The 25985-nt window shown below is 64.5% G+C and carries 24 protein-coding genes; 22 read left to right on the top strand and 2 right to left on the bottom strand.

Annotation, left to right across the window (positions count from 1 at the left end):
• Positions 1–13 precede the first annotated feature (13 nt).
• The 5 genes from ACVWWJ_RS14800 (at position 14) to ACVWWJ_RS14780 (ending at position 5177) form a co-directional block, all read left to right on the top strand.
• Positions 14–1774, top strand: coding sequence for a cation:proton antiporter (locus ACVWWJ_RS14800; protein WP_456968473.1), 1761 nt, complete (start codon positions 14–16; stop codon positions 1772–1774).
• 165 nt (positions 1775–1939) lie between these two features.
• Positions 1940–2725, top strand: coding sequence for an FKBP-type peptidyl-prolyl cis-trans isomerase (locus tag ACVWWJ_RS14795; protein ID WP_159894916.1), 786 nt, complete (start codon positions 1940–1942; stop codon positions 2723–2725).
• A gap of 125 nt (positions 2726–2850) precedes the next feature.
• Complete coding sequence (locus tag ACVWWJ_RS14790; RefSeq protein WP_159894918.1) at positions 2851–4200, top strand: UDP-glucose dehydrogenase family protein; 1350 nt, start codon at positions 2851–2853, stop codon at positions 4198–4200.
• A gap of 1 nt (position 4201) precedes the next feature.
• Positions 4202–4405, top strand: a complete 204-nt coding sequence (locus tag ACVWWJ_RS14785; protein WP_159894920.1) for a SlyX family protein — start codon at positions 4202–4204, stop codon at positions 4403–4405.
• A gap of 25 nt (positions 4406–4430) precedes the next feature.
• Entirely contained in the window at positions 4431–5177 is a 747-nt protein-coding gene (locus tag ACVWWJ_RS14780; protein ID WP_456968472.1) for a DUF2058 family protein, read from the top strand.
• An 87-nt stretch (positions 5178–5264) separates the two neighbouring features.
• On the opposite strand, the gene ACVWWJ_RS14775 is transcribed toward ACVWWJ_RS14780, so the two are convergent.
• A complete protein-coding gene (locus tag ACVWWJ_RS14775) occupies positions 5265–7322 on the bottom strand; it encodes a 3-hydroxyacyl-CoA dehydrogenase NAD-binding domain-containing protein (RefSeq protein ID WP_456969719.1) in 2058 nt (685 codons plus the stop codon).
• A gap of 145 nt (positions 7323–7467) precedes the next feature.
• Here ACVWWJ_RS14775 and ACVWWJ_RS14770 point away from each other — a divergent pair, with 145 nt between their 5' ends.
• From ACVWWJ_RS14770 to recO, 11 genes are all read left to right on the top strand, one after another.
• Positions 7468–7950, top strand: coding sequence for a hypothetical protein (locus ACVWWJ_RS14770; RefSeq protein ID WP_456968471.1), 483 nt, complete (start codon positions 7468–7470; stop codon positions 7948–7950).
• Positions 7951–7958: 8 nt separating this feature from the next.
• Positions 7959–10490: a putative bifunctional diguanylate cyclase/phosphodiesterase gene (locus ACVWWJ_RS14765; protein ID WP_456968470.1), complete on the top strand. Its 2532-nt coding sequence runs from the start codon at positions 7959–7961 to the stop codon at positions 10488–10490.
• A gap of 145 nt (positions 10491–10635) precedes the next feature.
• On the top strand, positions 10636–11232 hold the full coding sequence (gene rpoE / locus ACVWWJ_RS14760) for an RNA polymerase sigma factor RpoE (protein ID WP_159894922.1): 597 nt from the start codon (positions 10636–10638) through the stop codon (positions 11230–11232).
• The gene (locus ACVWWJ_RS14755; protein ID WP_456968469.1) at positions 11229–11888 is read left to right on the top strand and encodes a sigma-E factor negative regulatory protein; all 660 of its coding nucleotides are present in this window, start codon (positions 11229–11231) and stop codon (positions 11886–11888) included. The genes rpoE and ACVWWJ_RS14755 overlap by 4 nt, the downstream gene beginning before the upstream one ends.
• A 118-nt stretch (positions 11889–12006) precedes the next feature.
• The gene (locus tag ACVWWJ_RS14750) at positions 12007–13428 is read left to right on the top strand and encodes a DegQ family serine endoprotease (protein ID WP_456968468.1); all 1422 of its coding nucleotides are present in this window, start codon (positions 12007–12009) and stop codon (positions 13426–13428) included.
• Between the two features lie 97 nt (positions 13429–13525).
• Positions 13526–15316 carry a translation elongation factor 4 gene (gene lepA / locus ACVWWJ_RS14745; RefSeq protein WP_456968467.1) on the top strand — a complete coding sequence of 597 codons (1791 nt, stop codon included), beginning with the start codon at positions 13526–13528 and terminating at the stop codon, positions 15314–15316.
• A 75-nt stretch (positions 15317–15391) separates the two neighbouring features.
• Positions 15392–16294, top strand: a complete 903-nt coding sequence (lepB, locus tag ACVWWJ_RS14740; protein WP_159896644.1) for a signal peptidase I — start codon at positions 15392–15394, stop codon at positions 16292–16294.
• 140 nt (positions 16295–16434) lie between these two features.
• On the top strand, positions 16435–16812 hold the full coding sequence (locus ACVWWJ_RS14735; RefSeq protein ID WP_159896646.1) for a DUF4845 domain-containing protein: 378 nt from the start codon (positions 16435–16437) through the stop codon (positions 16810–16812).
• Between the two features lie 6 nt (positions 16813–16818).
• Entirely contained in the window at positions 16819–17472 is a 654-nt protein-coding gene (gene rnc, locus ACVWWJ_RS14730) for a ribonuclease III (RefSeq protein ID WP_159896648.1), read from the top strand.
• Positions 17469–18404 (top strand): GTPase Era, encoded by a 936-nt coding sequence (gene era, locus ACVWWJ_RS14725; protein WP_456968466.1) that lies wholly within the window; start codon positions 17469–17471, stop codon positions 18402–18404. The genes rnc and era overlap by 4 nt, the downstream gene beginning before the upstream one ends.
• Positions 18405–18424: 20 nt before the next feature.
• The gene (recO, locus tag ACVWWJ_RS14720) at positions 18425–19117 is read left to right on the top strand and encodes a DNA repair protein RecO (protein WP_159896652.1); all 693 of its coding nucleotides are present in this window, start codon (positions 18425–18427) and stop codon (positions 19115–19117) included.
• Here the strand turns inward: recO and ACVWWJ_RS14715 are convergent.
• Complete coding sequence (locus ACVWWJ_RS14715; protein ID WP_159896654.1) at positions 19109–19813, bottom strand: response regulator; 705 nt, start codon at positions 19811–19813, stop codon at positions 19109–19111. The two genes, recO and ACVWWJ_RS14715, sit on opposite strands and share 9 nt — an antisense overlap.
• A 45-nt stretch (positions 19814–19858) precedes the next feature.
• On the opposite strand from ACVWWJ_RS14715, the gene ACVWWJ_RS14710 reads away from it, so the two are divergent.
• From ACVWWJ_RS14710 to ACVWWJ_RS14685, 6 genes are all read left to right on the top strand, one after another.
• The gene (locus tag ACVWWJ_RS14710) at positions 19859–21886 is read left to right on the top strand and encodes a hypothetical protein (RefSeq protein WP_456968465.1); all 2028 of its coding nucleotides are present in this window, start codon (positions 19859–19861) and stop codon (positions 21884–21886) included.
• Between the two features lie 21 nt (positions 21887–21907).
• Complete coding sequence (locus ACVWWJ_RS14705; protein WP_456968464.1) at positions 21908–22522, top strand: YdbL family protein; 615 nt, start codon at positions 21908–21910, stop codon at positions 22520–22522.
• 66 nt (positions 22523–22588) lie between these two features.
• Positions 22589–23890, top strand: a complete 1302-nt coding sequence (gene rlmD / locus ACVWWJ_RS14700) for a 23S rRNA (uracil(1939)-C(5))-methyltransferase RlmD (protein WP_456968463.1) — start codon at positions 22589–22591, stop codon at positions 23888–23890.
• Positions 23891–23906: 16 nt separating this feature from the next.
• Entirely contained in the window at positions 23907–24431 is a 525-nt protein-coding gene (locus tag ACVWWJ_RS14695; RefSeq protein ID WP_456968462.1) for a CYTH domain-containing protein, read from the top strand.
• The gene (gene nagZ, locus ACVWWJ_RS14690; protein WP_456968461.1) at positions 24425–25426 is read left to right on the top strand and encodes a beta-N-acetylhexosaminidase; all 1002 of its coding nucleotides are present in this window, start codon (positions 24425–24427) and stop codon (positions 25424–25426) included. The genes ACVWWJ_RS14695 and nagZ overlap by 7 nt, the downstream gene beginning before the upstream one ends.
• A gap of 7 nt (positions 25427–25433) precedes the next feature.
• A complete protein-coding gene (locus ACVWWJ_RS14685) occupies positions 25434–25982 on the top strand; it encodes a hypoxanthine-guanine phosphoribosyltransferase (RefSeq protein ID WP_456968460.1) in 549 nt (182 codons plus the stop codon).
• The last annotated feature ends 3 nt before the right edge of the window (positions 25983–25985 follow it).

The raw sequence follows: 25985 nt of genomic DNA, 5'->3' as shown, positions 1-25985 counted from the left end.
GACAAGGACAGGCATGCACGGCATCGTTTTCATCCAGGATCTGGCGACGGTGATGCTCGTTGCCGGGCTGACCACCGTGATCTTCCAGCGCCTGAGGCAGCCGGTGGTGCTCGGCTACATCATCGCGGGACTTTTGATCGGGCCGCATACGTTGCCGGTGATCTTCATCCACGATGAAGGAACGATTCGTACCTTGTCCGAACTGGGCATGATCTTGCTGCTGTTTGCGCTCGGCCTCGAATTCAGCCTGAAGAAACTTCGCGCCGTGGGTGGTGCGGCACTGGTCGCCGCGTTCGCCGAAATCGTGCTCATGGTGTGGATCGGTTACGAGATCGGCCGGTTTTTCGGCTGGTCCGCGATGGACGCGATCTTCCTCGGCGCGATGCTGTCGATCTCGTCGACCACCATCATCATGAAGGCCCTCGAAGACCTGGGTCTCAAGCGCGAGCGCTTCGCGCAGCTCATGTTCGGCATCCTCATCGTGGAAGACCTCCTTGCCATTGTCCTGATGGCCCTGCTCACGGGTATCGCCAGTACGGGCGGGGTGGAGGCAGGGCAGGCGTTCGCGGCGATCGGCAGGCTCGGGCTGTTCATGGCCGTGTCGCTGGTGGTGGGGCTCTTGCTCGTGCCACGCGTGGTCGACTACATCGCGCGAGTCAGTCGTAACGATGTGCTGTTGATCGCCGTGCTCGGTATCTGCTTCGGCTTCTGTCTGCTGGTCACCGAAATGGGCTACAGCGTGGCGCTGGGTGCCTTCATGATCGGCGCGATCGTCGCGGAGTCGGAGAGCGTGGCCCGCATCGAGCGGATCATCATGCCGGTGCGCGACATGTTCAGCGCGATCTTCTTTGTCGCCATCGGGATGTTGATCGACCCAGCCCTGCTGGTCGAGTACGCGTGGCCGATTACCGTCGTAACGATTGCGGTCGTCGTGGGGAAGGTGGTGACCTGCAGTTTCGGCAGCTTCGTCGCCGGTAACGATGGCCGGACCTCACTGCGCGTGGGCATGGGCCTGGCGCAGATCGGCGAATTCTCCTTCGTGATCGCGTCGTTGGGCCTCACGCTCAAAGTGACCAGTAGCTTTCTCTATCCCGTGGCCGTCGCGGTGTCGGCCATCACGACCTTCCTCACTCCGTACCTGATCCGCTCCTCCGATCCACTGGCGAGCTTCCTGGGTCGTGCCTTGCCCGCTCGCGTCACAGGCGTGTTCGGTGCCTACACCGAGTGGATGGGCAGCCTTGGACTGCAAGGGCAGGGCGCTATCGTGATGAAAATGATCCGCCGGCTGGTCTGGCACGTGATCATCAACATGATGCTGGTGATCGCGGTCTTCGTCATCGTGGCCTTTGCTTACCGCCGCGGTTTCCTTCACGTCGATGTGCTCAGCGACGATCCCACGGTGCGCCGCAGCCTGGCCTGGTCGCTCGCTGCCCTGCTTTCCCTGCCGATGGTGGTCGCGGCCTATCGCAAGGCGGGCGCGCTGGGCATGTTGCTGGCGGAACTGAGCATCCCGGATCGTTTCGGCAGCCGTACCTGGCGAATCCGCGCCGTCCTCGGAAGGATCATCCCGGTGGTGGCGATGCTGATCCTGGGCCTGCTGGTGGCGGCCCTGGCCTCCACGATCCTGCCCCCGCGCGAGGTCGCTGGCGTATTGATTCTGATCGGAATTGGTCTCACGTGGCTGCTCTGGCGGGTGCTCGTGCAGGTGCATGCCCGGCTGCAGGCAGCCCTGCGGGACACCCTGGAAAAGCCGGGTCCCGGGCACGATGAGTGACTCAATCGTCATTTCGGTGAAAGGTTGCTGAACTTTTAGTGTGAAACCTTGTCTTTCGCCACGTCATTGCAAGCAAGGCGCTAACCACCGCACAATGGCGTTTCAACCTCCACACGGAGGTGTACCGGCGGCGTCGCCGAATCTTTCCAAGAGAGGGAATACCGAATGAAGCAATTTTTGCGTCCCACGATGACGGCCGTCGCCCTGGCGGTTGCGCTGGGTACTGCCGCGGGCGCATCCGCCCAGGCAGCCAAGCCGGCTGCAGCTGGTGCGGGCACCGTTGACAAGCAGAAGGCCAGCTACGTCGTGGGTTGGGACCTTGCAAGCTCCCTGCCGCCGCTCGTCGCGAAGGAAGTGGATGCCGCTACGGTCGCCAAGGCCCTGCAGGCTGCCCTTTCCGGTCAGAAGCCGACCATGACCGAAGCCGAAGCCAAGACGGTTCGCGAAGCCTTCGTGGCCCAGCTGAAGGTCAAGGCCGAAGCTGAGTACAACAAGGTTGCTGCCCAGAACAAGCAGGAAGGCGATGCTTTCCTGGCCAAGAACAAGAGCGCCCCCGGCGTGAAGGTCACGGCTTCCGGTCTGCAGTACACGGTTGTCCAGGCTGGTACCGGTGCACGTCCGGGCCCGAACGACCAGGTCTCGATCAACTACACGGGTACGTTCGTGAACGGCGAGAAGTTTGACGCTTCCGCCGATCACCAGCCTGCCGGTCCGGCGAACATCCCGCTCCAGGCTGTGATCCCGGGCTTCCGCGAAGGCCTGCAGCTCATGCAGACCGGTGGCAAGTACAAGCTCTTCATCCCGTCGAGCATCGCTTACGGCGCCAAGCCGGAAAACGGCTTCCCGCCGAATGCGACGATCATCTTCGACGTCGAACTGCTCAAGACCGGTCCGGCTCCGGCTGGCCAGGGTCCGGGTGGTCCGGGCGCCGGCGCTCCGGGCGGCAAGTAAGCCTTAGCGTCTGTCGTAGAAAACCGAAAGGGCGCGGAGCGATCCGCGCCCTTTTCTTTGCCTGCGCGCCGGTCGGGACTACAATCGACGGTTACGGCAGCAGGTCCTGATGTCCTGGGAGTTCCATGAAAGTCACGATCTTCGGTACCGGCTACGTCGGGCTTGTCACCGGCACCTGCCTTGCCGAGATGGGAAACCATGTCGTCTGCGTCGATGTCGATGCGGGCAAGGTCGCTCGCCTGAAGGCCGGGGACATCCCTATCTACGAGCCGGGCCTGACGCCGATGGTCGTACGCAACCATGCGGACGGCCGTCTGGATTTCACCACCGATGCGGCTCCAGCCGTCGGTCATGGCGATGTCGTTTTCATCGCTGTGGGTACGCCGCCGGACGAAGACGGCAGCGCGGATCTCCAGTACGTGCTTGCCGTGGCGAAGACCATCGGGGACAACCTCGACCGTTACGCCGTCGTGGTGAACAAGTCGACGGTGCCCGTTGGAACCGCCGATCGCGTGCGCGAAGCCATCGCGGCGCGTGTGGAGGCGCGTGGCGTCGACGTGCCATTCGATGTCGCCTCCAATCCCGAATTCCTCAAGGAGGGCGATGCCGTTGAAGACTGCATGCGTCCTGACCGGATCATCGTGGGTGCATCGAGCGCCAGGGCGATCGCCATGCTGCGCAAGTTGTACGGCCCCTTCAATCGCAATCATGACCGTATGGTCGTGATGGACGAACGCTCGGCCGAGCTGACCAAGTACGCTGCCAACGCCATGCTCGCCACCAAGATCAGTTTCATGAACGAGATCGCGAATATCGCTGAGCACGTCGGCGCGGATGTCGAGCTCGTACGCCAGGGCATCGGCGCGGACCCGCGTATCGGCTACCACTTCATTTATCCGGGCGCCGGATACGGCGGCTCATGCTTTCCCAAGGATGTGCAGGCGCTCGCACGCACGGCACATGCGGTCGGCTATGACGCGCGCCTGCTCGACGCCGTGGAAGCGGTGAACCATTCGCAGAAGTCGCGTCTGTTCGACCTGTTGTCACGTCACTTCGGCGGCGATCTGAAAGGACGGACGATCGCTCTTTGGGGCCTCGCTTTCAAGCCGAACACCGACGATATGCGCGAGGCCTCGAGCCGTCGCCTGATGGAACAGTTGTGGGAGGTGGGCGCCACCGTGAACGCGTTCGATCCCGAAGCGGCACCGGAGACGCGACGCATCTATGGAGAGCGCGACGACCTGCATCTGGTCAGGGGACCGTACGAAGCGATCGACGGCGCCGACGCGCTGGTGATCGTCACCGAGTGGAAAACGTTTCGTGCCCCTGACTTCGCACGCGTCAAATCGCTGCTGAAGACGGCGGTGATCTTCGACGGCCGCAATCTTTACGACCCGGCAGTGGTCGAGGAAGCAGGCATTGCCTATTACGGCATTGGCCGCGGCCGCAGCCTGGCGGGTCGACACGGTGACTGATATGGACGAACGCATGATGGAGCTCGAGATGCGTCTCGCCTTCATCGACGATACGGTCAACGGGCTGTCCTCGGCGGATGTCGAGATATCCCGGCGACTGGACCGACTGGAGAGGGCCTTGCGCGATCTGCGCTCCGACCTCATGAACATGCGTGCGGGACTCGGCAGCGACACCGCCAACGAGCCCCCGCCGCCGCATTACTGAAAACACCGAACGAGCCTTACCGAACATGGCAGAGTCCCTGCGCGACCAGTTGTTGAAGAGCGGCCTCGTCAAGGAGGTCCGCGAAGAGAAAAGGACCTCCGTGCCACCGAAGCAGGGTGGTTCCGATGGCGGAAAGGGCGGCCGACCGTCCGCCGGCAGTGGCCAGCCCTACGCGGGCAACAGCCCTCGCCAGGGTGGCAAGCCGTCCGGCGGAAGGCCGGCACAGGGCGGCAAGCAGCCGCACGGTGGGAAGCCCCAGCACGGTGGCCGCCCGCAGCAAGGCAGTCGTCCCCAGGGCGGTGGTCAGCCCCAGCAGGGCGGCAAGCCCGGCTCGGCCGGTCACTCGCGCCCCGCGAGCAAGGATGGTGAGATCGATCTCGCCAAGGCCTATGCGATTCGCGCGCAGACTGATGCGACCGAGCGTCGCCGTCTCGAAGCCGAGGCGGCCGAGTTGGCTCGGCTGCGCAAGGAAAAGAAGCGGATGGTTGAGGAGCTGCTGAAAGGCAAGGCCCTGAATCTCGCCGACGCCGATCAGGTGCGCCATTTCCCGTACGGGGAGAAGATCCGTCGCGTCCACGTGGATGCCGCCCAGCTGGTTGCGATCAATGCGGGCGAGCTTGGCGTGGTGCAGCAGGGTGGGCGCTATCTCGTCGTCGACAAGGGCGTGATCACGGAGTTGCAGGCACTGGCGCCCGAGTTTATCGCGCTGCTGGTCGATCCGAATGCGGTGAGCGAGTCGGATGACGGGGTGCCTGACGATTTGATGTGGTGAGGCGTCGCCGCTTAAGCGGCTCCCACAGGGTTTTCTGCCGTTTGTGGGAGCCGATTCATCGGCGATGCCCGGCTCCCACATGTCTCATCAGGCTGCGGGCTGGGTCAGCTCCGGATTGTCCCAACCTTCCTTCTTCGCGAAGCGCGCACCGTGCTTCGCCTCCAGCTTTGCCAGCCGCTCGCGCACCGCGGCCACGCCTTCGGTGCGCGTGTACTGGATCGGGCCGCCACGGAAGGGCGCGAAACCCGTACCGAAGATGACGCCGGCGTCGAGCAGATCGGCATCGTCGACCACGCCTTCAGCAAGGCAGGCGATGGCCTCGTTCACCATCGGCAGGATCATGCGGTCCTGGATGTCTGCAGGCGGCACGTAGTCGGGATCGACCTCGGGCTTTTCCGGCTTGCCTTCCTTCCACACGTACAGGCCTTCGCCGTCTTTCTTGCCGCGCTTGTTCGCCGCGATCTTTTCTTCCAGGCCGTGCGGGATCTCCAGGCCGAGGAAGGGGGCAAGTTCCTTGCCGACCGATGCACAGACGTCGAGACCGACGGTGTCTGCCAGCTCGATCGGGCCCATGGGCATGCCGAATTTCTTCGCTTCGCGATCGAGTACCGGACCCGGGACGCCCTCGTTGTAAAGGCGCATCGCTTCCATCAGGTAGGGCATGAGAATGCGATTGACCAGGAAGCCCGGCGTGCCCTTGACCGGCACCGGCAGCTTGCCGATGGCCTTGCAGAACGCAAGGGCGCGCTTTTCGATAGCCGGGTCCAGGGTGTCGTGACGTACGACTTCAACTAGCGGCATCTGTGCCACCGGATTGAAGAAGTGCAGGCCGAGGAAGCGCTGCGGTGCCTTCAGGCCCTGGCGGAGTTCGTCGAGAGGAATCGACGAGGTGTTGCTGGCCAGGATCTCGTCTGCCTGGAACTGCGGCTCGATACTCGCGTACAGCGCATGCTTGGCTTCGGGATTCTCGAAGATCGCTTCTATGGCGAGGTCGGCATCGGCGACGCCCTTGCCATCGACGTCGGCACGGAGGCGGGCCACGGCGGCATCGATCTTCGCCGGTGCCTTGAGCTTCTTTTCGAACAGGGCGCGTGCGCGCTTGATGGCCGGCTCGATGAAGCGAAGTTCGCGATCCTGCAGGGTGACGTCGAAGCCCTTCAGTGCGGACCACGCTGCGATGTCGCCACCCATCGTTCCGGCGCCGACGACATGGACATGCCTGATGCCATGGTCGGTGCCGCCACCGAGTCCCTTCAGGCGTTCCTGCAGGAAGAAGATGCGGATGAGGTTGCGCGCGGTCGGGGTGGTAGCGAGTTTCGCCACCGACTTCGCTTCCAGCTTGAGTCGCTGCTGGATACTCGAGCCTCCACGCGCCCAGGTGTCGATCAGGGCGAACGGCGCAGGGTAGTGTTCCTTGCGCACCTTGGCGGCGGTCTGCTTACGGACCATGGGCGCGAGGATGGCGCGTGCCGGCAGGGTGTTCGTCGCCCAGGCCTTTGCGCGCTGCGCGAACGGGCGCTGGTGTGGACGTTTGATGAGGTGGCGTGCTTCGGCGAGCAATTCGTCGGCGCGAGCCAGCCGGTCGACCAGGCCGACGGCCTTCGCGCGTCGCGCGTTGAACGGCTTGCCGGTGAGCATGGCGGGCAATGCGTCCGGCGCGCCGATGAGCCGCGGCAGGCGCGCGGTGCCGCCCCAGCCCGGGTGGATGCCGAGCATGACTTCGGGCAGGCCGATTTTCGTCGCGTCGTCGTCCACGGCGATGCGTTGGCGACAGGCCAGGGCGAGTTCGGTACCGCCGCCCATACAGGCGCCATGGATCGCGGCGACCGTGGGGCAGGGCAGGCGGGCAAGGTTCTCGAACACCCGCTGGCCGTTCTCGATATTGGCCAGCACCGTGCCGGTCTGGGCGTATTCGACGAATTCGCGAATATCCGCGCCCACGGCGAAGCCCGACGGCTTGGCCGAGTGGATGACAACGCCTCGCGGGTTCTCGATGGCCAGGCGCTCGACGATCGTGTCGAGTTCATCGAGCACCTCGCGCGACAGCGCATTGGCGCTGGAGCCTTCGCGGTCGAAAGTGAGCACGACGATGCCGTCGTCGCCCACGTTGGTCTTCCAGTGCTTGAAACGGAGTCCTTCGAACATGGTGGGCCGTACGCTGACGAATGAGCGCATCACCATACCTTCCTGCCGGGCCGAATGCGAGATACCTCCGCGTATGGTGCGCCTCCCTAGCGTACGCCCCCGTATTGGACCGATACTTCGCGCCACTGCCGCCGATGTGTCGCCCATGCCCGCCGACTCCCATGTAGGAACCGATGTCTTCGATCGCATTCTGTCCGCGTCGGGCCCATTGGTCGCTTTGCAGGCCGGCGACACTCACCAGCTGATCGACCAGTTCCGTCTGGTCGCACGGCGGACCGGCCAGGCGGTTTACCTGTGGCGCCATACGGAGGGCCTCGCCAGCCTGCGCGACGCGCAGATGAGGGTGCCGGGCTGCGCGCGTCTGGGCGACGCGCTGCGCTATATCTCGCAGAGCCTGCACTTCGGCGTGTACCTGCTGGACATGCCGCCCGGACCACCCAGCGCGACCGACGGTGCACTTTTACGGCAACTTGCGCGTGCCCAGACCGGTCATGTGCGCCGCGTGGTGCTGATGGGTGCCAGCCCGACGCTGCTGGCGACCTTCGAGGACGACATCATCCGGGTCGATGCCGACTGGCATGCCCGCTCTGCCGCGCCGCGCCTGCGCGACGGCAGGTGGATCGTTTGAGCGCGCGCATGTCGACGTCCCATCCCACGGGTGTGCTGATCTTTACGCCGCGCCGCGATGTTCGCCGTGCCGTCTTCGACGCGCTCGACGCCGACGGTGATTTCGTTCTCCTGAGCGCACGCGACGCCGCACAGCTCGAGGCCCTGCTGGCCGACGCCCCGCCCCTGCATGTCGCCGTGATCGGTGCGGATGGCACGGCCGACATGGCGCAAGGTCTGCGTATCCTTCGTGGTTCGGCGGCGTACTCGGCGCTGCCCGTGGTCTACGTGGTGGACGAGGCGCCGGGCGTGGCACCGGAGGACAACGCAGACTGGCTGCGTGAGGGCGCGATCGCGGCTGAACTGGCCCAGCGGGTCCGTGCAGCCATCGACCGCGAGGAGCCGGTCGCGCCGAGCGAGCCGACCGGGCTCGACTACCAGTTCGCGTTCGAGGCGGGCGCTGCGTGGGTGGTTGCTTCCACGCCCGAGGGCTGCGTGATCGAAAGCGGCGCCGCCATGAACCGTTTGCTGGCGGGTGATGGTCCGGTCCAGGGCAGGATCCTCGCCGACCTGTTCAAGATGGAGGGCGGCCGCACCTGGCCCATTCCCGACGGTGACGCGATGCCTTGCACGCTGCGCCGACTCGATGGCAGCGAGATCGGGGGCGAGCTCGACGTGCGTCACCTGGTCGACCGTGGCGCGCACCGGATCGCGGTCGGCTTTCGCGACATGCGCGCCGTCGACATGGCGGGCAGGGCGCTGTCGCTACTGTCCGTACTCGACGCCTGTCCCAGCGACGATGAAGGCATGGGCGAGGCGGCGGCGATGCTTGCCGACGCGCTGGAACTCGACGTCGTCGCGGTCTGGTCGGCCCTGCCGGAAAGCGAGCTCGGGCCCGAAGTCCTTACGCGCATCTGGAATGGCCCCGGGCAGGTTGAATGGCCCGAGGCAACCGACCTGCCGCTTCTGAAAATATGCCTGGGAGGCGAGACGCTTTCGCACCTGGGTGAGGACGATGCCGCACAGCTTGCCGATCCTCTCGTCGAGTCATTAGGGCTGCGTTCCTACACGTTCATTCCGCTGCTGGACGAGCGGCGCAACGCCCTTGGCGCCTTGCTGGCCGGTCGCCGCCGGCTTGCCAGCGACGGTCGCGTGCTCGAGCCGGCACTGCGAGCAGCGGCTGCACGCTTCGCTTCGGCGCTGGAGTTGCGGCGCGCGCGCGACCAGGGGCGCGCCCGCGGCCTGGTCGACACCCTCACGAACCTGCCTAACCGCCTCCTGTTCAACGATCGGCTGGACACGACCATCCGCGAGGCCGAGCGCACCGGTGAATGCTTCGCCACCCTGCTGGTCGACCTCGACCGCTTCAAGGGCATCAACGACACGCTCGGCCACGCCGTGGGAGACCAGGTGCTTACCGCCGTGGCGAAGCGGCTACGCGCCAGCGTGCGAGCCTCTGACACCGTCGCCCGTTACGCCGGTGACGAATTCACGATGATCCTGCGCCACATCATCAAGCGTGACGATGTCCTGCGTATCGCCGAGAAAGTGGTGCAGGCGATGGAGATTCCGCTTGGCCTGGACGATGGATCCGAGCTGCAGGCGACGGTTTCGGTGGGCATTTCCTTCTTCCCCGACGATGCGACGGAAGGCGAATTGTTGCTACGGCATGCCGACGAGGCGATGTACGGAGCGAAGAGCCTGGGGCGCAACAATTACCAGATCTACGCAGCGAATCCGGACGCGTCGCAGCAACAGCATGTCGCCCTGAAGGCACGGCTTCGTCATGCGGTGAAGAACGACGAACTCCGCGTGTTCTACCAGCCCCAGGTCAACGCCATCACCGAAGACATCGTCGGCATGGAAGCCCTGGTGCGCTGGGAGCATCCCGAACTGGGGATGATCAGTCCGGCCTTTTTCATTCCGCTGGCCGAGGCCAGTGGTCTCATCGTGCCGATCGGGGAATGGGTGCTGCGCACCGCCTGTGCCCAGGCAAAGGCCTGGGAGGATACCTATGGCCTGCACCTGCGCCTTGGCGTGAACCTTTCAGCGGTGCAGCTCATGCAGCAGAACCTGGCCGAGGTGGTGACCAGCGCGTTGACCGACACCGGGCTCAACCCGGACAGCCTCGAGCTCGAGGTGACCGAGAGCATCAGTGTGAAGACCGTGCCACACCTGGTCGAGACGCTCGACGCCCTGCACGCGATGGGCTGCCACATCGCCATCGACGATTTCGGCACCGGCGCCGCGTCGCTGGACTACCTGCGCCGGCTGCCGGCCGACCGCATCAAGATCGACCAGAGCTTCGTGCGCAACATCGGCGTGGACCCGGACGACGAAGCCATCGTTCGCGCGACGATCGACATGGCCCATCGCCTCAAGCGCGGTGTGGTGGCGGAGGGGGTGGAGATTGAGCAGCATCTGCACTTCCTCCGCGCGAATGGCTGCGACGAGCTCCAGGGCTACCTGTTCTGCCGGCCGCTTCCGGTGGTCGCCTTCGACAAGTTGCTGGCCGAGCGCGAGCGGGTGATTGCCGAAGGAAGGGCTCCTGTAACCGCCTGACCTCGACCTTCCGAACTTGAGGTTCAGCCCGGGTTGCGCATATTTTCACAGGATGACCACCGGGCCGCGCGGTGAACTTGCGCGGTCCGCGCTTGTCTCAGCTGCGCCCGCGACTGGCCCCGAATGATGTGAGGAGACGGCCCGGATGGGCGAAAACGAACTGGATCAAGCACTTGTCGAGCGTGTGCAACAAGGAGACCGCCGCGCGTTCGACCTGCTTGTGCGCAAGTACCGGCACAAGGTCATCGCGTTGATCTCGCGCTACGTACACGACTGGACCGAATGCGAGGACATCGCCCAGGAGGCGTTCGTGCGCGCCTGGCGTGCGCTCGGGTCGTTCCGTGGCGAAAGCGCGTTCTACACCTGGCTCTACAAGATCGCCGTGAATACGGCGAAGAACCACCTGGTCGCCATGGGGCGACGCCCGCCCACCGGCGATATCGACGTCGAGGACGCCGTTTACGTCCCGGGGGCGACCCGGATGCACGATAGCGCCACCCCCGAACGCGAGTTAATGCGGGAACAGGTGGAACAAACCGTATTTTCCACTGTCCAAGCCTTGCCCGAAGAACTTCGGGTCGCGATTACCCTGCGTGAGGTGGACGGCAAGAGCTATGACGAGATTGCCGCCATCATGAACTGTCCCATCGGTACCGTTCGTTCACGTATTTTCAGGGCTCGTGAAGCCATCGACGAAAAGCTGCGGCCGCTTCTTTCCGACCGCGAGGATCGCAATCCATGAGTGAAGCCAATCGGGAATTTCTCTCCGCCGGAATGGACGGAGAGCTGTCACGGGAGGAAATCCGCTTCCTGTTGCGTCGTCTCGAGGCCGATCAGGGCCTGGCCGACGTCTGGTCGCGTTATCACGCGGGTCGTGACGGTCTTCGCCGCGACGTAATGCCTCCTGTGTCCCACGACTTCGTCGACCGGGTCATGGCGGCTATCGAGGCGGAAGAAGGCGCATCCGTGGTCACGGGTATCGCTCCGCGTCGCCGCTGGCTGCATTGGTCGGCAGGCGGCGCCATCGCTGCAAGCGTGGCGGTTGCCGCGCTGATGCTGTCCCAACCGGCGGGCAATCGTTCCGGCGCCACGCCTGACGTCGCTCACCTGGTTCCGGCCGCTGGCGATGTCCAGGTCGCGGAAGCCACGCCCGAGCCAGCGGCTGCTCCGGTCGCTCCCCAGTGGCTCGTGGGCAGCAATATGGCGTCGCAGTTCACCCAGAAGGCGGCGTTCGACAGCTCGAGCGAAGGCGGCCCGACCTATCTTCCACGCTCCACGCCGTACCAGATTCATCGTGCCCGGGCCGACGCCGCCCCGGAAGGCAATGGCTACATGCTGCTGACCCGTCCCGACGGCAGCCGTTATGTGCAGCCGGTCGCCGCGTCGCAGGCTCGCTGAGCCGCGACGCTACCCTGGCGCGCCGATCGTCCCCGGCGCGCCCGATCCCTTATTCGTAACCACCCGTGCGGTCGCGTCGACGTACGGGCAACCGTGACTTTGACAAGGAGGAAAGAGGATGGGTTGGTTGAATGCACGTGCCTTGCTCGGTGGCGCACTGGTACTGACGACGGCGGCTGCACAGGCGCAGAGCCTGCCTGACTTCACTGCCGTGGTTGAAAAGAATGCGCCGGCGGTGGTCCATGTCGAGGCGAAGACGACGGGCGCCCACAAGAAAACGAAGGGTGGTCCGGCCGGCGCCCAGGACGACCAGGAGGAACTCCTCCGGCGGTTCTTCGGCCTCCCGGGGGCGCCCGCGCAGCCTTCCGAGCAGACCTCGCTGGGTTCGGGCTTCATCATTTCCGCCGATGGCTACATCCTGACCAACGATCACGTCGTCGACGATGCCGACGAGGTCAAGGTCCGGCTGCAGGATCGGCGCAGCTTCACCGCGAAAGTGGTTGGCAAGGATCCCCAATACGACATCGCCCTGCTGAAGATCGACGCCGGCGCCTTGCCTGCGGTTGCCATCGGCGACTCGCGCAGTGTCAAGCGGGGGCAGTGGGCCCTGGCGATCGGTTCGCCCTTTGGCCTCGACGCCACCGTGACTCACGGCATCATCAGCGCGGTCGGTCGCAATCTTGGCAGCCGCGACCAGCCCTATACCTCGTTCATCCAGACGGACGTGCCGATCAATCGCGGCAATTCCGGCGGCCCCTTGTTCAACCTGCAAGGCCAGGTCATCGGCGTGAATTCGCAGATCTACTCCACCTCCGGCGGCTACCAGGGACTCTCGTTTTCCATCCCGATCGATGTCGCCATGAACGTCGTCGAGCAGATCAAGGCGAAGGGTTACGTCTCTCGCGGCATGCTCGGCGTGACCGTGCAGCCGGTGGACCCCTTCGTCAAGAATCTCGATCTTGCGGACTCCAACGGCGCCCTTGTCGCCCAGGTCACGCCCGGCAGCGGGGCGGACAAAGCGGGGCTCAGACAGGGCGATGTCATTCTTTCCTTCAATGGCAGGCCGGTCACCCAGGCGCCCGATCTGCCGCCCCTGGTCGCGATCACCCGTCCCGGCTCGACGGCGAAGGTCGAACTGCTTCGTGACCACAAGAAGCAGACCGTTGAGGTCAAGGTCGGCGAACTGCCGCGCGACAAGTCGGCGCTCGCTTCGACGGCGACGGGAGAGGATGGGGCCGAGGGCGGTTCTGCGGCGGCCCTGGGCCTTGCCGTGCAGGATATCGACGCCACGACGCGGAAGGAGCTCGGCCTGAAGGCAGGGGAAGGCGTCGTGGTGAGCCGGGTGTCGGGTCCCGCGGCCGCGAATACCGGACTTCAGCCCGGCGATGTCATCCTCATGGTCAACCAGAAGCGCGTGGGGACGGCCGCAGCGTTTCGGGACGCGGCCCGTGGCATCAAGTCCGGGGACACCGCCATGCTACTGGTCCGGCGCGATGACTCGACGCGGTTCGTCGGCGTGACCGTTCCCAGCGAACGCTGACTGACTTCCATGCGATAATGCTTGATTCGCGCCGGCCCCGAGGGCTGGCGCGCGTCGTTCGCGCCGCGAGCGATGGTGAACGTGACCACGGCGCTCCATGGAACTCATCCGCAACTTCTCCATCATTGCCCACATCGACCACGGCAAGTCGACCCTGGCCGATCGCATCATCCAGTTGTGCGGGGGACTGACCGAGCGCGAAATGGAAGCGCAGGTCCTCGACAACAATCCCATCGAACGCGAGCGTGGTATCACCATCAAGGCGCAGTCGGTTTCGCTGCCTTACACGGCGCGCGACGGCAAGACCTATCAGCTCAATTTCATCGATACCCCCGGGCATGTCGACTTCTCCTACGAAGTCAGCCGTTCGCTGTCCGCCTGCGAAGGCGCGCTGCTGGTGGTCGATGCGGCCCAGGGTGTCGAGGCGCAATCGGTGGCTAACTGCTACACGGCGATCGAGCAGGGCCTGGAAGTCATTCCGGTCATCAACAAGATCGACCTGCCCACCGCGGACGTCGAAAAGGCCAAGGCCGAGATCGAGGCCGTGATCGGGCTCGACGCCACTGACGCGATTCCGGTCAGCGCGAAGACTGGCCAGAACGTCATCGAAGTTCTCGAGGCGATCATCCATCGCATTCCTGCGCCGAAGCCGGGTAACACCGACAAACTGCAGGCGCTGATCATCGACTCCTGGTTCGACAACTATCTCGGCGTGGTGTCCCTGGTACGTGTAATGCAGGGCGAGATTCGTGCGGGCGACAAGATCCTTGTCATGTCCACCGGCCGCTCGCACCTGGTCGACGACGTCGGCGTATTCACGCCCAAGCGCAAGAAACTCGATCGCCTCGGCCCGGGGGAAGTGGGCTGGATCAATGCATCGATCAAGGACGTTCATGGCGCTCCCGTGGGCGACACCCTGACCCTTGCCGGCAAACCGGCGGCAGAGCCGCTGGCCGGCTTCCAGGTCATGAAGCCTCGCGTGTTCGCAGGCCTGTTCCCGGTGTCCGCCGACGATTACCCGGCCCTGCGCGAAGCGCTCGACAAGCTGCGCCTCAACGACGCCGCCATGTTCTTCGAGCCGGAGAGCTCCGAGGCGATGGGCTTCGGCTTCCGCTGCGGCTTCCTCGGCATGCTGCACATGGAAATCGTGCAGGAGCGCCTCGAGCGCGAATACGATCTCAACCTCATCACCACGGCGCCGACCGTGGTGTACGAGGTGGCCAAGACCGACGGCACCGTCCTGCAGATGGACAACCCGGCGAAGCTGCCGCCTCCGCAGCAGATCGTCGAGATTCGCGAGCCGATCATCGTCGCGACCATCCTCACGCCGGGCGATTACGTCGGCAACGTGATCAAGCTGTGCGAAGAGAAGCGCGGCGTGCAGCGGTCCATCCAGTACCTGGCTACACAGGTGCAGGTGACTTACGAGCTGCCGCTGGCCGAAGTGGTCCTCGATTTCTTCGATCGCCTGAAGTCGGTGTCCCGCGGCTACGCCTCGATGGACTACCACCTCGAGCGGTTCGATCCAGGTCCGTTCGTGCGCGTCGATATCCTGATCAACGGCGATCGCGTGGACGCGCTGAGCCTGATCGTGCATCGTTCGCACGCCGACCGGCGTGGCCGGGAACTTGTCGAACGGATGAAGGATCTCATTCCTCGCCAGCAGTTCGATGTCGCCATCCAGGCGGCCGTCGGTGCGGCGGTCATCGCCCGTTCGACCGTGAAGGCGCTGCGCAAGAACGTCCTCGCCAAGTGCTACGGCGGCGACGTGTCGCGAAAGAAGAAGCTCCTCGAGAAGCAGAAGGAAGGCAAGAAGCGCATGAAGCAGGTGGGCAGCGTGGAAATTCCCCAGGAAGCCTTCCTCGCCGTGCTGCGGCAGGACAAGTAAAAGCGACATGGAAAGCCGGCGCCGGATGCGCCGGACCGGGCCGTAAGGCCCTTCGACACGACTGATGGAGATGGTATGGCGGCATTTGATTTCTCGGCGATTCTTCTCGGGCTGACCGTCCTGTTCGGTGTGGTCTGGCTGTTCGATCGCCTTTTCCTGGTCAAGGCGCGCCGCGCCCGCGCCGAAGCCCTCGGCGCCGAGCAGCCCGAGCCGTGGCCGGTCGACTGGGCTCGCTCGTTGTTCCCGGTGATCCTGGTCGTGCTCCTGTTGCGCTCGTTCGTGGCCGAGCCGTTCCGCATCCCGTCGGGTTCGATGATGCCGACGCTTGACGTGGGCGACTTCATCCTCGTCAACAAGTTCGCCTACGGCCTGCGCATGCCGGCCTTTAACAACAAGCTGGTCGAGAACGGCGAGCCCCGCCGCGGTGATGTGATCGTGTTCCGCTTCCCGGGCTACGTGTGCCAGGACGAAAACGGCAAGACCATCCGCAGCGGCGACATCACCTGCCAGGATCCACACGCCGCCGTACCCAGCGAAAACTGGATCAAGCGCGTGATCGGCCTGCCGGGCGACCGTATCGAAACCCGCGGCAGCGAGCTCTACATCAATGGCGAGCGCGTGGGTGCCGATGAAATCGGTCCCTTCAAGGGCAGCATGACGCGAGTGGAAGACCGGCTGCTGATGACCTTCGGCTCGAAGCTCTACACCGAGCATCTGGGTAGCATCAACCACACGATCGCGCTGACCCCGGCCTACAACATGCCGCAGGACATCCCGAACGCGGCGGTGCCATCGGAAGTGCCCAAGGGCTGCTACATCGTCATGGGCGACAACCGGATGAACAGCACGGACAGTCGCTGGTGGGGCTGCATGCCCGAGGCGAACCTCGTCGGGAAGGCCTTCTTCGTCTGGCTTGCGTGGCGCGGTCCCGGCAACGGCTGGTTCGACTTCGGCAAGATGGGCAGGGTCATCCATTGACGGAACGGTGGCGTCCGTCACGCTGCAAGGCGTTGCGGTACGCCCCGGACAAGGTAATCTCCGCTGCGGGGCGCCTTGCGCGCCCCGTTGGCATTTAAAGTCTTGAACAGGGGAGCCGCTACGCGCGGCGGAGACGGAACATGAAATCCAGGCAGTCGGGTATTACCCTTATCGGGTTCATCATCATGTTGGCCATTGTTGGCTTCTTCGCCTTCATGGCGATGAAGCTGGTGCCGTCCTACATCGAGTACATGGGCGTCGTGAAAGCGCTCAACCAGATGTCGACCGAGGGTGGCAACGAAGATATCGAGCAGGCACGCCGCCAGCTCGCCTTCAAGATGAGCTTCCAGTACGTGGATGATTCGACGATCAAACCGAAGGACGTCACCATCCAGCGCCTGGGCAACCAGACGAACCTGCGTGTTGCTTACGACAAAGTGATCCCGTTCATCTACAACATCGCCTTCCTGCTCCATTTCGAGAAGTCGGTGCCGCTCAAAAGTGCCGTAGGGCAATGAGGTTTCGTGGAATTTCCTTACCGCTTTCGTGATCCTGGTCTCGCGACCCTGGCCCTGACCCACCGCAGTGCCGGGAAGCCGAATAACGAGCGGATGGAATTCCTGGGCGATGCCTTGCTGGGTGCGCTCGTCGCCGAGCTCCTTTTCGAGGCACACCCCAATGCGAGCGAAGGCGAGCTCTCTCGCCTCCGTGCGCAGCTGGTCAACGGCCAGGCCCTGGCGGTCATCGGACGCGAGCTCGAACTCGGCGACGACCTGAAACTGGGGCCCGGCGAGCTCAAGAGCGGCGGTTTCCGCCGCGACTCCATTCTTGCCGACGCCTTCGAGGCCCTGGTCGCCGCGGTCTACTTCGACGACGGCTACGACGCCTGCCGTCAGGTCGTGCGCCGGCTATTCACGCCGCGCGTGGCCGAGATCAAGCGCTCCAGCAAGGACGCCAAGACGAAGCTGCAGGAATGGCTGCAGGGCAGGGGGCTTCCCCTTCCCATTTATGAATTAACCGACAGCTACGGCGAAGATCACGCCAAGATCTTCGACGTCAGCTGTACGATCGACGAACCGGAACCGATTCGCGTCGAAGGACGCGGGGGCAGCCGGCGCGCCGCCGAACAGGACGCTGCCGAAACGGTGCTGCGCCGCTTGCTGGAAAAGAAATCATGAACGACATCGATACACACGAAGACAACGATACCCTCGTCGACGACGACTTCCGCTGCGGCTACGTCGCGCTGCTGGGTCGTCCCAACGTCGGCAAGTCCACGCTGCTGAACGCCATGATCGGCGTGCGCCTCAGCATCGTCAGCCATCGTCCGCAGACGACGCGCCACCGCATTCTCGGCATTTCCACCAAGCCGACCGGGCAGATCCTGTATGTCGATACGCCCGGCCTCCACCGCGGTGGCAAGCGCGCCATGAACCGCAGCCTCAATCGCGCGGCGCGGGCCGCCATTTCCGAGGTCAACCTGGCCGTGCAGGTCATCGAGGCAGGCCGCTGGACCGACGAAGACGCCGCGATGTATGCCGCACTTGCCGAACAGCCTGACGTGCCCAAGCTGCTGGCCATCAACAAGGTGGACCTGCAGAAAGACAAGACCATCATGCTGCCCTTCGTCGCCGACCTGATGCAGAAGCATCCGTTCGACGATGTGTATTACGTCAGCGCGCTCAAGTCGAAAGGCCTCGAGGGCCTCGAAAAGGGCATCCTGAAGCGTCTTCCCGAGCAGCCAGCGATCTACGCCGAGGACGAAATCACCGACCGCAGCGAGCGTTTCCTTGCCTCGGAGATGGTTCGTGAGCAGCTCATGCTGCGCCTCAACCAGGAGCTGCCGTACGCCACCACGGTGGAGATCGAAGCGTTCCAGGATCGTCCCGACGGCATTGCCGAAGTGCATGCGGTGATCTGGGTCGAGCGCGACGGCCAGAAAGCCATCGTCATCGGTGAGGGTGGCGCCCAGCTCAAGGCCATTGGCACCTCGGCGCGCAAGGCAATGGAAACCATGTTCGAGCGCAAGGTGTTCCTGAAGCTCTGGGTCAAGGTTCGTGAGGGCTGGGCCGACGACGAGAACCTGCTCAAGCGTTTCGGTTACGAATAAGCCACCGGGCGCGAGCCAACATGCGCGTCGAACAGCAGCCTGCTTTCATCCTGCATGCCCGGCCCTATCGGGAAACCTCGATGCTGGCCGAATGCCTGACGCGTGATCATGGCCGCATTGGCGTGGTGGCCCGTGGCGTGAGGCGGGAAGGTGCCCGTACCCAGCGGGCACAGCTCGAGCCTTTCCAGCGCGTTGAACTCGACCTGCTGATGAAGGGCGAACTCGCCACGTTGCGCAGCGCCGAGCCGTCGGGTGCGGTGCTTCGCCTGACGGGCGACGCCGGTCTTGCCGGTCTTTATCTCAACGAGCTGGTGGTCAGGCTGACGGGCCGTCAGGATGCGAATCCCGAGCTGTTCGCGTTCTACGACCGCACCCTGCGGCGCATGGCGTCGGGCGAGCCGCTGGCGTGGACCCTGCGACGCTTCGAACGCGACATGCTCGATGCTCTGGGCTACGGGTTGCAGCTCGACATCGACGCGATCGATGGCTCACCGGTAGACCCGTCCCTGGTTTATTTCTACGACCCGGAGTCGGGTGTGTTGCCAGGGCGGATAGGCGACCAGCGTGCCATTCGTGGTATCGACCTGCTAGCCCTCGCGGCGGACACGCCGCCGGATACCGCCGGACTTTCCTCACTGCGCCGCATGATGCGGCACGTGATTACCTTCCATCTCGGCGGTGGCGAACTCAAGGCCTGGCGCGTCTTACGCTAGAGCCGCCAGCGTGCTCTCGAGTTCCCAGCGGAAGCAGCACAGGGCACTGGGCGATACCCATTGCGTTTCCATCAGGTGGCTCTGAAGGACCTTCGCCTGCGCGGCCAATCGCCCTGCGCCGCAGAATCCACAGGCTGAGCGCAGCCGGTGGAGGCGTTCGATGAGCTGCCGAGGGTCGTTCGAGAGCCATTCGAGGTCTTTCAGGAACTGGCGCAACTCGTCGCGAAACAGCTCGCGTAAAGCATGCACGGTTGAGAGGTCGCCAGCAGCGCGCAGGGCCTCTTCGTCGTCGAGGACGGCTGCATCCCCCCTCACGCCAAGGGTGGCACCGAGTGCGTAGGAGAGGGACGCGATCTGGCAGGGTTTTTCGATGACGCAGTCGAACCCGGCATCGAGCAGTGTCTTTCGCAGCTCGGCGGGTACTTCCGCGCTCGTGGCCATCGCCACGGCATCGTAAGACCCGGCGGCCGGATCCGCGCGCAAGGCGGCCAGGACATCGACGGCGCCGCCGGAGGGCATGCGGCAATCCAGCAGCAGGGCGTCGAAGCGCGTGGCGCGCGCAAACCGGAGCGCCTCGTCACCATCGCAGGCAAGCGTCACGACGTAACCCATACCGGTGAGCGCGCCCCTGAGAAATTCGCGGGTGGAGGGGTCGTCGTCGGCTACGAGTAACAAGGGAAAAGGGCGATCTGGCATGCAACGTTCCGTGTCGTTCATCTGAGTTTGGCAGAATGGCCGAGCATGCTTGCCGTATCAACCCGTTCCCTCACGCTCGCCCTTCTTGCCTGCGCCTTGTTCGCCGGGGCGGGGAGCGTGCGCGCGGGCGTTTCCGTGGGCGCGGACAGCCTTACTGTCCCCGGCGTCGATATGGCCGGGATGCAGGCCGACATAAATTCGGCGCCGGACGGACAAGGATTGCAGCTCACACTGTCAGCCGATCGCGCTGATATTCCAGCGATGGGCTGGCGAAAATTGGGTCTCGCCCTGGATGGGGCCCTTGACCGCGACGAACTCGGGCGCTGGGTGTTCGACGGCGCGCTTCATCTGAAGGGTGCCCCGGGTGGTGCCCTGACCAATGCGCGTTTGCACATGGTCGCCGATGAGTCGGCCAATACCCTCGAGCTTTCAGTGACCCAGGACAAGGCGAGCGCAAAGATCGCCTTGCCGATGGATCAGACCACCCATGCCCAGATAACACTCAAGGGCTTGCCCGCCGGCTGGCTCAACGGCCTGCTGTCCACGGTGTGGACGGGACGTACGACGACGGGTCGCGTGGATGCCGATCTGGCGCTGGATCTCTTCAACGAAGGTCTTCAGGCGGCTGGTCAGTTCGCGCTCGACGGGACAGGTTTCGATAGCCCGGGCGGCAAGCTCGCTGGACAGAAGCTCTCCGGAAGCGGCCGCCTGGGCATCGACAGCCGTTCCGGAAGCACGTCGATCGATCTCGATGCCAGCCTCCGGGGCGGTGAAATCCTCCTGGGTCCGCTTTACGCCGCGCTACCCCCGCATCCCGTTCAACTGTCGATGAGCGCGCGCTCCCAGAAGGGCGTCCTGTCGATACCGCGACTGCGCGTTACGGACCCGGATGCGCTGCAACTGGAGGGCGAGCTCGGATTCACCGCAAACGGCGATCTCACGCAGCTGCAGCTGAGTCGATTCAGTGCGCGTTTCCCAGCCGTTTACGACCGTTACGGCAAGGGCTGGCTGCGGAGCCTGGGCATCGACGGACTCGTGGGCAGGGGCGAAGTCAGCGGTAGCTTCAGCCTGGACGGAAGTGGCCCGACGGCATTCGCTGTACAGACGGACGGTCTCGACCTGTCGGCCTCCCAGGGACGCCTTGGGGTAACGGGGTTGCGTGGAGCACTGGACTGGAGTGTCAAGGGTGATCGCCCGGCGACGAAGCTCGGGTGGCGGGCCCTGCAGGTTTATCGGATTCCCAATGGCGCTGCGGAAGGCAGTTGGCGTAGTCGTGGTGGCGCACTGACGCTGGAGAAGCCGCTTGCCATCCCCGTGCTCGACGGCCAGTTCCGGGTGCAGAGTCTCGCGTGGAAGCCGGCTGCCGCCACCGGGGAGCGCCTGCAGACCTCCCTGGCCCTGACTCAGATCGACATGGCCGCCCTCTGTCGTGCGCTCGGCTGGCCGGCGTTCAAGGGAACGGTGGGTGGTGCCGTTCCCTCCCTGCGCTATGTGGACGACCGCGTCGAGATGGGCGGCGGTCTATCCCTCAATGTGTTCGACGGGTTTGTTGACATCACACGCATGACTGTATCGCAACCCTTTGGCGATGCTCCGATTCTCACCGGGAATATCGCGCTGCGCCAGCTCGACCTCGCCTTGCTCACGTCCGTCTTCGACTTCGGCAGCATCACCGGCCGCCTCAATGGCGCGCTCGATGAGCTGCGTCTTGTCGCCTGGAAGCCGGCCGCCTTCAAGGCCAGTTTCGTCGCCGACCAAGGCGGGCGTATCAGCCAGAAGGCGGTCAATAACCTCACTGCCGTCGGCGGCGGCGGCCTGGCGGGTGGGTTGCAGGGAACCGTCCTGAAGATATTCAAGACGTTTGGCTACAAGCGGATCGGCCTGACGTGTGTCCTCAAGGGCGATGTCTGCGCCATGGGTGGATTGGGTGCCGCCAACGATGGCTACACTATCGTCGAGGGCAGCGGCCTGCCGCGCCTCACCGTGGTCGGCCATCAACGTGAAGTGGACTGGCCGACCCTGGTGCGGCGCCTTCAGGCAGCCACCGAGGGCAGCGGTCCGGTCGTACGATGATCATTAGAAAAGGAGTTAACAATGATGCGTAAAGCACTGGTTGGAATAGTGACGTCGGCGGCCATCGCCTTGGTGGGTTGCGTCACGGTCAATGTGTATTTCCCGGAAGCGGCCGCGCAGAAGGCCGCGGACCAGTTCATCGGAAACGTGCTTGACGAGAGCGGTGTTGCCCAACCCGCCCAGGGGACCGCTCCGGCGGCGCCGGCAAAGCCGATCCCGGGCAAGCAACCGTCGGCATCCTTGCTGGACCTGGTGATCCCCTCCGCGCAGGCGGCGGATGCGCCCAATATCCAGATCAGTACACCGCAAACCGATGCGATCCGTGCGCGGATGAAGGCCCGTTACAGCGGGCAGCTCACAGCGTTGTTCAATAGCGGGGCGGTGGGGCTCACGGCCAACGGCCTGGTCGCCGTACGCGACGCGAACTCCCTCCCGCTGGACCAGCGGTCGGCAGCCAACGCCATTGTCGGGCAGGAAAACAGCGACCGCGACGCGCTTTATCGGGAAGTTGCCCAAGCCAATGGCCACCCGGAATGGGAGGGGCAGATCCGCAAGACCTTTGCCGAGGGTTGGGTCCAGCGTTCGCCGTCGGGCTGGTATTATCAGGACGCCTCCGGTGCGTGGAAGCGCAAGTAGGCCCTCGCGAGGCACCCTCCCAGTCAGCCCGGACCTTCGTCGTCCGGGCTTTACGTTTTTGAGCGCATGACCGAACTCGAAGCCACCATCACCAACCTCAGCCACGACGGCCGGGGCGTCGCCCGCATCGACAACAAGGCCACGTTCGTATCCGGCGCGCTGCTGGGCGAGCGGGTCGTGCTGAAGTATCTGAAGCGTCATCGCAACTATGACGACGCCGAAGTCGTGCGGTTGATCGAGGCTTCGCCTGATCGCGTCGAGCCCCGGTGCCAGCATTTCGGTCAGTGCAGCGGCTGCTCGCTGCAGCACATGGATCCGGTCGCGCAGATCGCTGCCAAGCAGCGCGTGCTGGCCGAGAACTTCGAACGTCTCGGCAAGGTCACGCCGGCGTCCTGGTTGCCGCCGCTTTCCGGCCAGCCATGGGCGTACCGGCGCAAGGGCCGCTTCTCCGTGCGCTATGTCGCCAAGAAGGGGCGCGTGCTGGTCGGTTTCCGCGACGAATCCAATACCAGCCTCGTCGCCGACATCGAGCGCTGTGAGGTCATCCATCCGGCTCTCGGGCCCAAGGTCGGCCTGCTGGCCAACCTGATCGATGGGATGGACGCGGCGCGCGATATTCCGCAAGTCGAGTTCGCGGCGGGCGATGACACGGTTGCCCTGGTGTTTCGCCATATGGCGCAGCTGTCCGATCGTGACCGTAGTGCGCTCGTGGCATTCGGCCAGGAGCATGGCTTTGCCGTGTACCTGCAGCCGGGTAACGGGAGCAGCGTGTATCCGATCTGGCCCGAGGCGCCGCGCCTTGCTTTCGCCTTGCCTGCCGACGATGTCGAGCTGGAGTTTCTGCCGCTGGACTTCATCCAGGTAAACGCGGGGATGAACCAGCTCATGCTCGCCAGAACCATGGAACTGCTCGACCTGCAACCGACCGACCGGGTACTCGACCTGTTCTGCGGCCTCGGTAACTTCACGCTGCCGATGGCACGCCATGCGGCCGAGGTCGTGGGGGTAGAGGGCGAGCACGGCCTGGTCGAGCGCGCCGCGGCCAACGCGACGCGCAACGGCCTTGGTAACGTGTCGTTCCGCGTGGCCAACCTGTTCGAGGACCAGCGTTCGGCGCCGTGGGCCAGCCAGTCCTGGGACAAGATCCTGCTCGACCCGCCGCGGGCGGGTGCCGACAAGGTTCTCGAGTACCTGCCCCGGAAGGGAACGCATCGGATCGTCTACGTGTCGTGTCATCCGGGATCACTGGCGCGGGACGCGGGTATCCTCGTCCAGAAGCACGGTTTCAAACTGGTATCGGCGGGGGTGATGGACATGTTCCCGCACACCGCGCACGTGGAATCCATCGCGCTGTTCGAGCGCGGCTGAGTCATCCGGGAGACCCATGGGTATCGAGATCGAACGCAAGTTCCTGCTCGCCAGCGACGACTGGCGCGCCATCGTGGTCCGCAGCGAGCGGATCGCCCAGGGCTACCTGTCCGGGTCGGCGGCGATCCAGGCGGGGGTAGTGAAGTGCTCGGTGCGCGTGCGGATATCGGGTGAGCTCGCGTGGCTGAACATCAAGTCGGCCACGCTGGGCATTTCCCGCCAGGAATTCGAGTACCCGATTCCCGTGACCGATGCGGAGCGGCTTCTCGCTGATCTGTCGGACGGCTCCCTCGAGAAGATTCGTCACCATGTCATGCTCGACGGTACACACTTCGAGATCGACGAATTCCTCGGCGCGAACGCCGGTCTAATCGTCGCCGAAGTGGAGCTGCCGCACCCGGATGCCCCTTACCCGATACCGGACTGGCTGGGGCCCGAAGTGAGCGAGCACGTGCGCTATTTCAACGTGAACCTGATCGACCGGCCCTACGCGATGTGGTCGGTGGCCGAGAAGGAAGGGAAGGAGGACGCAGCATGCTGATCATCGGTCTATCCGGTACCGAACTGGCAGCCCATGAGCAAGGGCGCCTCACGGCGCACGGCGTCTCGGGCGTCATCCTGTTCTCGCGCAACTTCGCCTCGCGCGAGCAGCTCACCGCCATGATCGATTCGGTGCGTGAGGTCGCCGGCGAGGAATTCCTCGTGTGCGTCGACCAGGAAGGTGGCCGGGTACAGCGTTTTCGCGACGGCTTTACCCGGCTCCCGCCGCTGGCGTCCATTGGCAAGCTTTACGACAGCGTGCCGTACGAGGCGATCAACCGCGCTGAAGAGCACGCCTGGATCATGGCCAGCGAAATGCGCGCGATTGGCGTCGACTTCAGCTTCGCGCCCGTGGCCGACCTCGACCGCGGCAGTGCGGCGATCGGTGACCGCGCCTTCCACGCGAACCCGGTCATTGCCGCCGAATTGACCCAGGCGTATGTGCGCGGTATGCATCTGGGTGGCATGGCTGCGGTGCTGAAGCATTTCCCCGGCCACGGCTCGGTCTCGGAAGACACTCACACGTCGGTGGCCGTCGATCCGCGCAGCAAGAACGACATCCTCACCACCGACCTGCTGCCCTTCGTGGCCGGTATCGACGCCCATGCCGAGGCCGTCATGGCCGCCCATGTGAAGTACACGGCGGTCGACGATCAACCCGCCGGTTACTCCCACGTGTGGATCGAAGAGATCCTCCGCGGCGAGCTCGGCTTCCGCGGCTGCGTGTTCGGCGACGACATCAGCATGGCCGCGGCCGGCAGCGTGGGCGGCATCGCCGCGCGTGTCAGCGCCAACCTCGATGCGGGCTGTGATCTCGTGCTCGCCTGTTTTCCCGACGTCGTTCCCGAGGCGATCGCGGCGGTCAAGGACCGCCGTCCGTCGCTCGCCGAGCGGATCACCCCCTTGCGTGGGGCGATCGGCTCGACCTGGGAAGGACTCGTCGCCAATCCCCAGCGCGATCGTTTCATCGCGCGCGTGACCGCTCTGGAGCTGTAAACCACTCATGACTGCCACCGCTTCGCTCGACTACGCGCTTGCGCACGCCGACGTACTGTTCAATCGCGAACAGCTCGATAAAGAAATTGCCCGCATGGGCCGCGAGATCGACGACGCCCTCGATGGCGAGCGTCCGGTCTTTCTCACTGTCATGCACGGCGCGCTGATTTTCGCCGGCCAGCTGGCCTTTGCCATCCGTGCCGATCTCGAATTCGACTACGCCCACGCGACGCGCTACCGCGGCGAGACCAGCGGCAGCGAACTGCACTGGCTGCGCCGCCCGGAGGTGCCATTGAAGGGCCGCACGGTGATCCTCGTCGACGACATCCTCGACGAAGGCCACACCCTCAAGGCGGTTCGCGATGCCTGTATCGACATGGGCGCTACGCGTGTGCTGTTGGCCGTGCTCTGCACCAAGCTGCACGATCGCCGCGCCCACGGCATCGAAGCCGATTTCAACGGCGTCGACCTGCCGGACCGCTATGTCTTCGGTTACGGCATGGACTATCACGAGCAGGCACGTAACCTGCCGGCCATCTACGCACTGAAGGACTGACCC

Source organism: Luteibacter sp. HA06 (genome assembly GCF_054061215.1).
The sequence above is the reverse complement of the archived record's forward strand: the minus strand, read 5'-3'. Positions and strand labels throughout refer to the sequence as shown.

What these genes read in the sequence shown, in the direction of transcription:
- ACVWWJ_RS14795 (WP_159894916.1), top strand. Translation starts at nt 1,940, where the DNA reads ATGAAGCAATTTTTGCGTCCCACGATGACGGCCGTCGCCCTGGCGGTT.
- ACVWWJ_RS14770 (WP_456968471.1), top strand. Translation starts at nt 7,468, where the DNA reads ATGCCCGCCGACTCCCATGTAGGAACCGATGTCTTCGATCGCATTCTG.
- ACVWWJ_RS14705 (WP_456968464.1), top strand. Translation starts at nt 21,908, where the DNA reads ATGATGCGTAAAGCACTGGTTGGAATAGTGACGTCGGCGGCCATCGCC.
- ACVWWJ_RS14785 (WP_159894920.1), top strand. Translation starts at nt 4,202, where the DNA reads ATGGACGAACGCATGATGGAGCTCGAGATGCGTCTCGCCTTCATCGAC.
- ACVWWJ_RS14710 (WP_456968465.1), top strand. Translation starts at nt 19,859, where the DNA reads ATGCTTGCCGTATCAACCCGTTCCCTCACGCTCGCCCTTCTTGCCTGC.
- ACVWWJ_RS14715 (WP_159896654.1), bottom strand. Translation starts at nt 19,813, where the DNA reads ATGCCAGATCGCCCTTTTCCCTTGTTACTCGTAGCCGACGACGACCCC.
- ACVWWJ_RS14735 (WP_159896646.1), top strand. Translation starts at nt 16,435, where the DNA reads ATGAAATCCAGGCAGTCGGGTATTACCCTTATCGGGTTCATCATCATG.
- recO (WP_159896652.1), top strand. Translation starts at nt 18,425, where the DNA reads ATGCGCGTCGAACAGCAGCCTGCTTTCATCCTGCATGCCCGGCCCTAT.
- ACVWWJ_RS14685 (WP_456968460.1), top strand. Translation starts at nt 25,434, where the DNA reads ATGACTGCCACCGCTTCGCTCGACTACGCGCTTGCGCACGCCGACGTA.
- rlmD (WP_456968463.1), top strand. Translation starts at nt 22,589, where the DNA reads ATGACCGAACTCGAAGCCACCATCACCAACCTCAGCCACGACGGCCGG.
- ACVWWJ_RS14780 (WP_456968472.1), top strand. Translation starts at nt 4,431, where the DNA reads ATGGCAGAGTCCCTGCGCGACCAGTTGTTGAAGAGCGGCCTCGTCAAG.
- rpoE (WP_159894922.1), top strand. Translation starts at nt 10,636, where the DNA reads ATGGGCGAAAACGAACTGGATCAAGCACTTGTCGAGCGTGTGCAACAA.
- nagZ (WP_456968461.1), top strand. Translation starts at nt 24,425, where the DNA reads ATGCTGATCATCGGTCTATCCGGTACCGAACTGGCAGCCCATGAGCAA.
- ACVWWJ_RS14695 (WP_456968462.1), top strand. Translation starts at nt 23,907, where the DNA reads ATGGGTATCGAGATCGAACGCAAGTTCCTGCTCGCCAGCGACGACTGG.
- ACVWWJ_RS14800 (WP_456968473.1), top strand. Translation starts at nt 14, where the DNA reads ATGCACGGCATCGTTTTCATCCAGGATCTGGCGACGGTGATGCTCGTT.
- ACVWWJ_RS14755 (WP_456968469.1), top strand. Translation starts at nt 11,229, where the DNA reads ATGAGTGAAGCCAATCGGGAATTTCTCTCCGCCGGAATGGACGGAGAG.
- lepB (WP_159896644.1), top strand. Translation starts at nt 15,392, where the DNA reads ATGGCGGCATTTGATTTCTCGGCGATTCTTCTCGGGCTGACCGTCCTG.
- lepA (WP_456968467.1), top strand. Translation starts at nt 13,526, where the DNA reads ATGGAACTCATCCGCAACTTCTCCATCATTGCCCACATCGACCACGGC.
- ACVWWJ_RS14765 (WP_456968470.1), top strand. Translation starts at nt 7,959, where the DNA reads ATGTCGACGTCCCATCCCACGGGTGTGCTGATCTTTACGCCGCGCCGC.
- ACVWWJ_RS14775 (WP_456969719.1), bottom strand. Translation starts at nt 7,322, where the DNA reads ATGTTCGAAGGACTCCGTTTCAAGCACTGGAAGACCAACGTGGGCGAC.
- era (WP_456968466.1), top strand. Translation starts at nt 17,469, where the DNA reads ATGAACGACATCGATACACACGAAGACAACGATACCCTCGTCGACGAC.
- ACVWWJ_RS14790 (WP_159894918.1), top strand. Translation starts at nt 2,851, where the DNA reads ATGAAAGTCACGATCTTCGGTACCGGCTACGTCGGGCTTGTCACCGGC.
- ACVWWJ_RS14750 (WP_456968468.1), top strand. Translation starts at nt 12,007, where the DNA reads ATGGGTTGGTTGAATGCACGTGCCTTGCTCGGTGGCGCACTGGTACTG.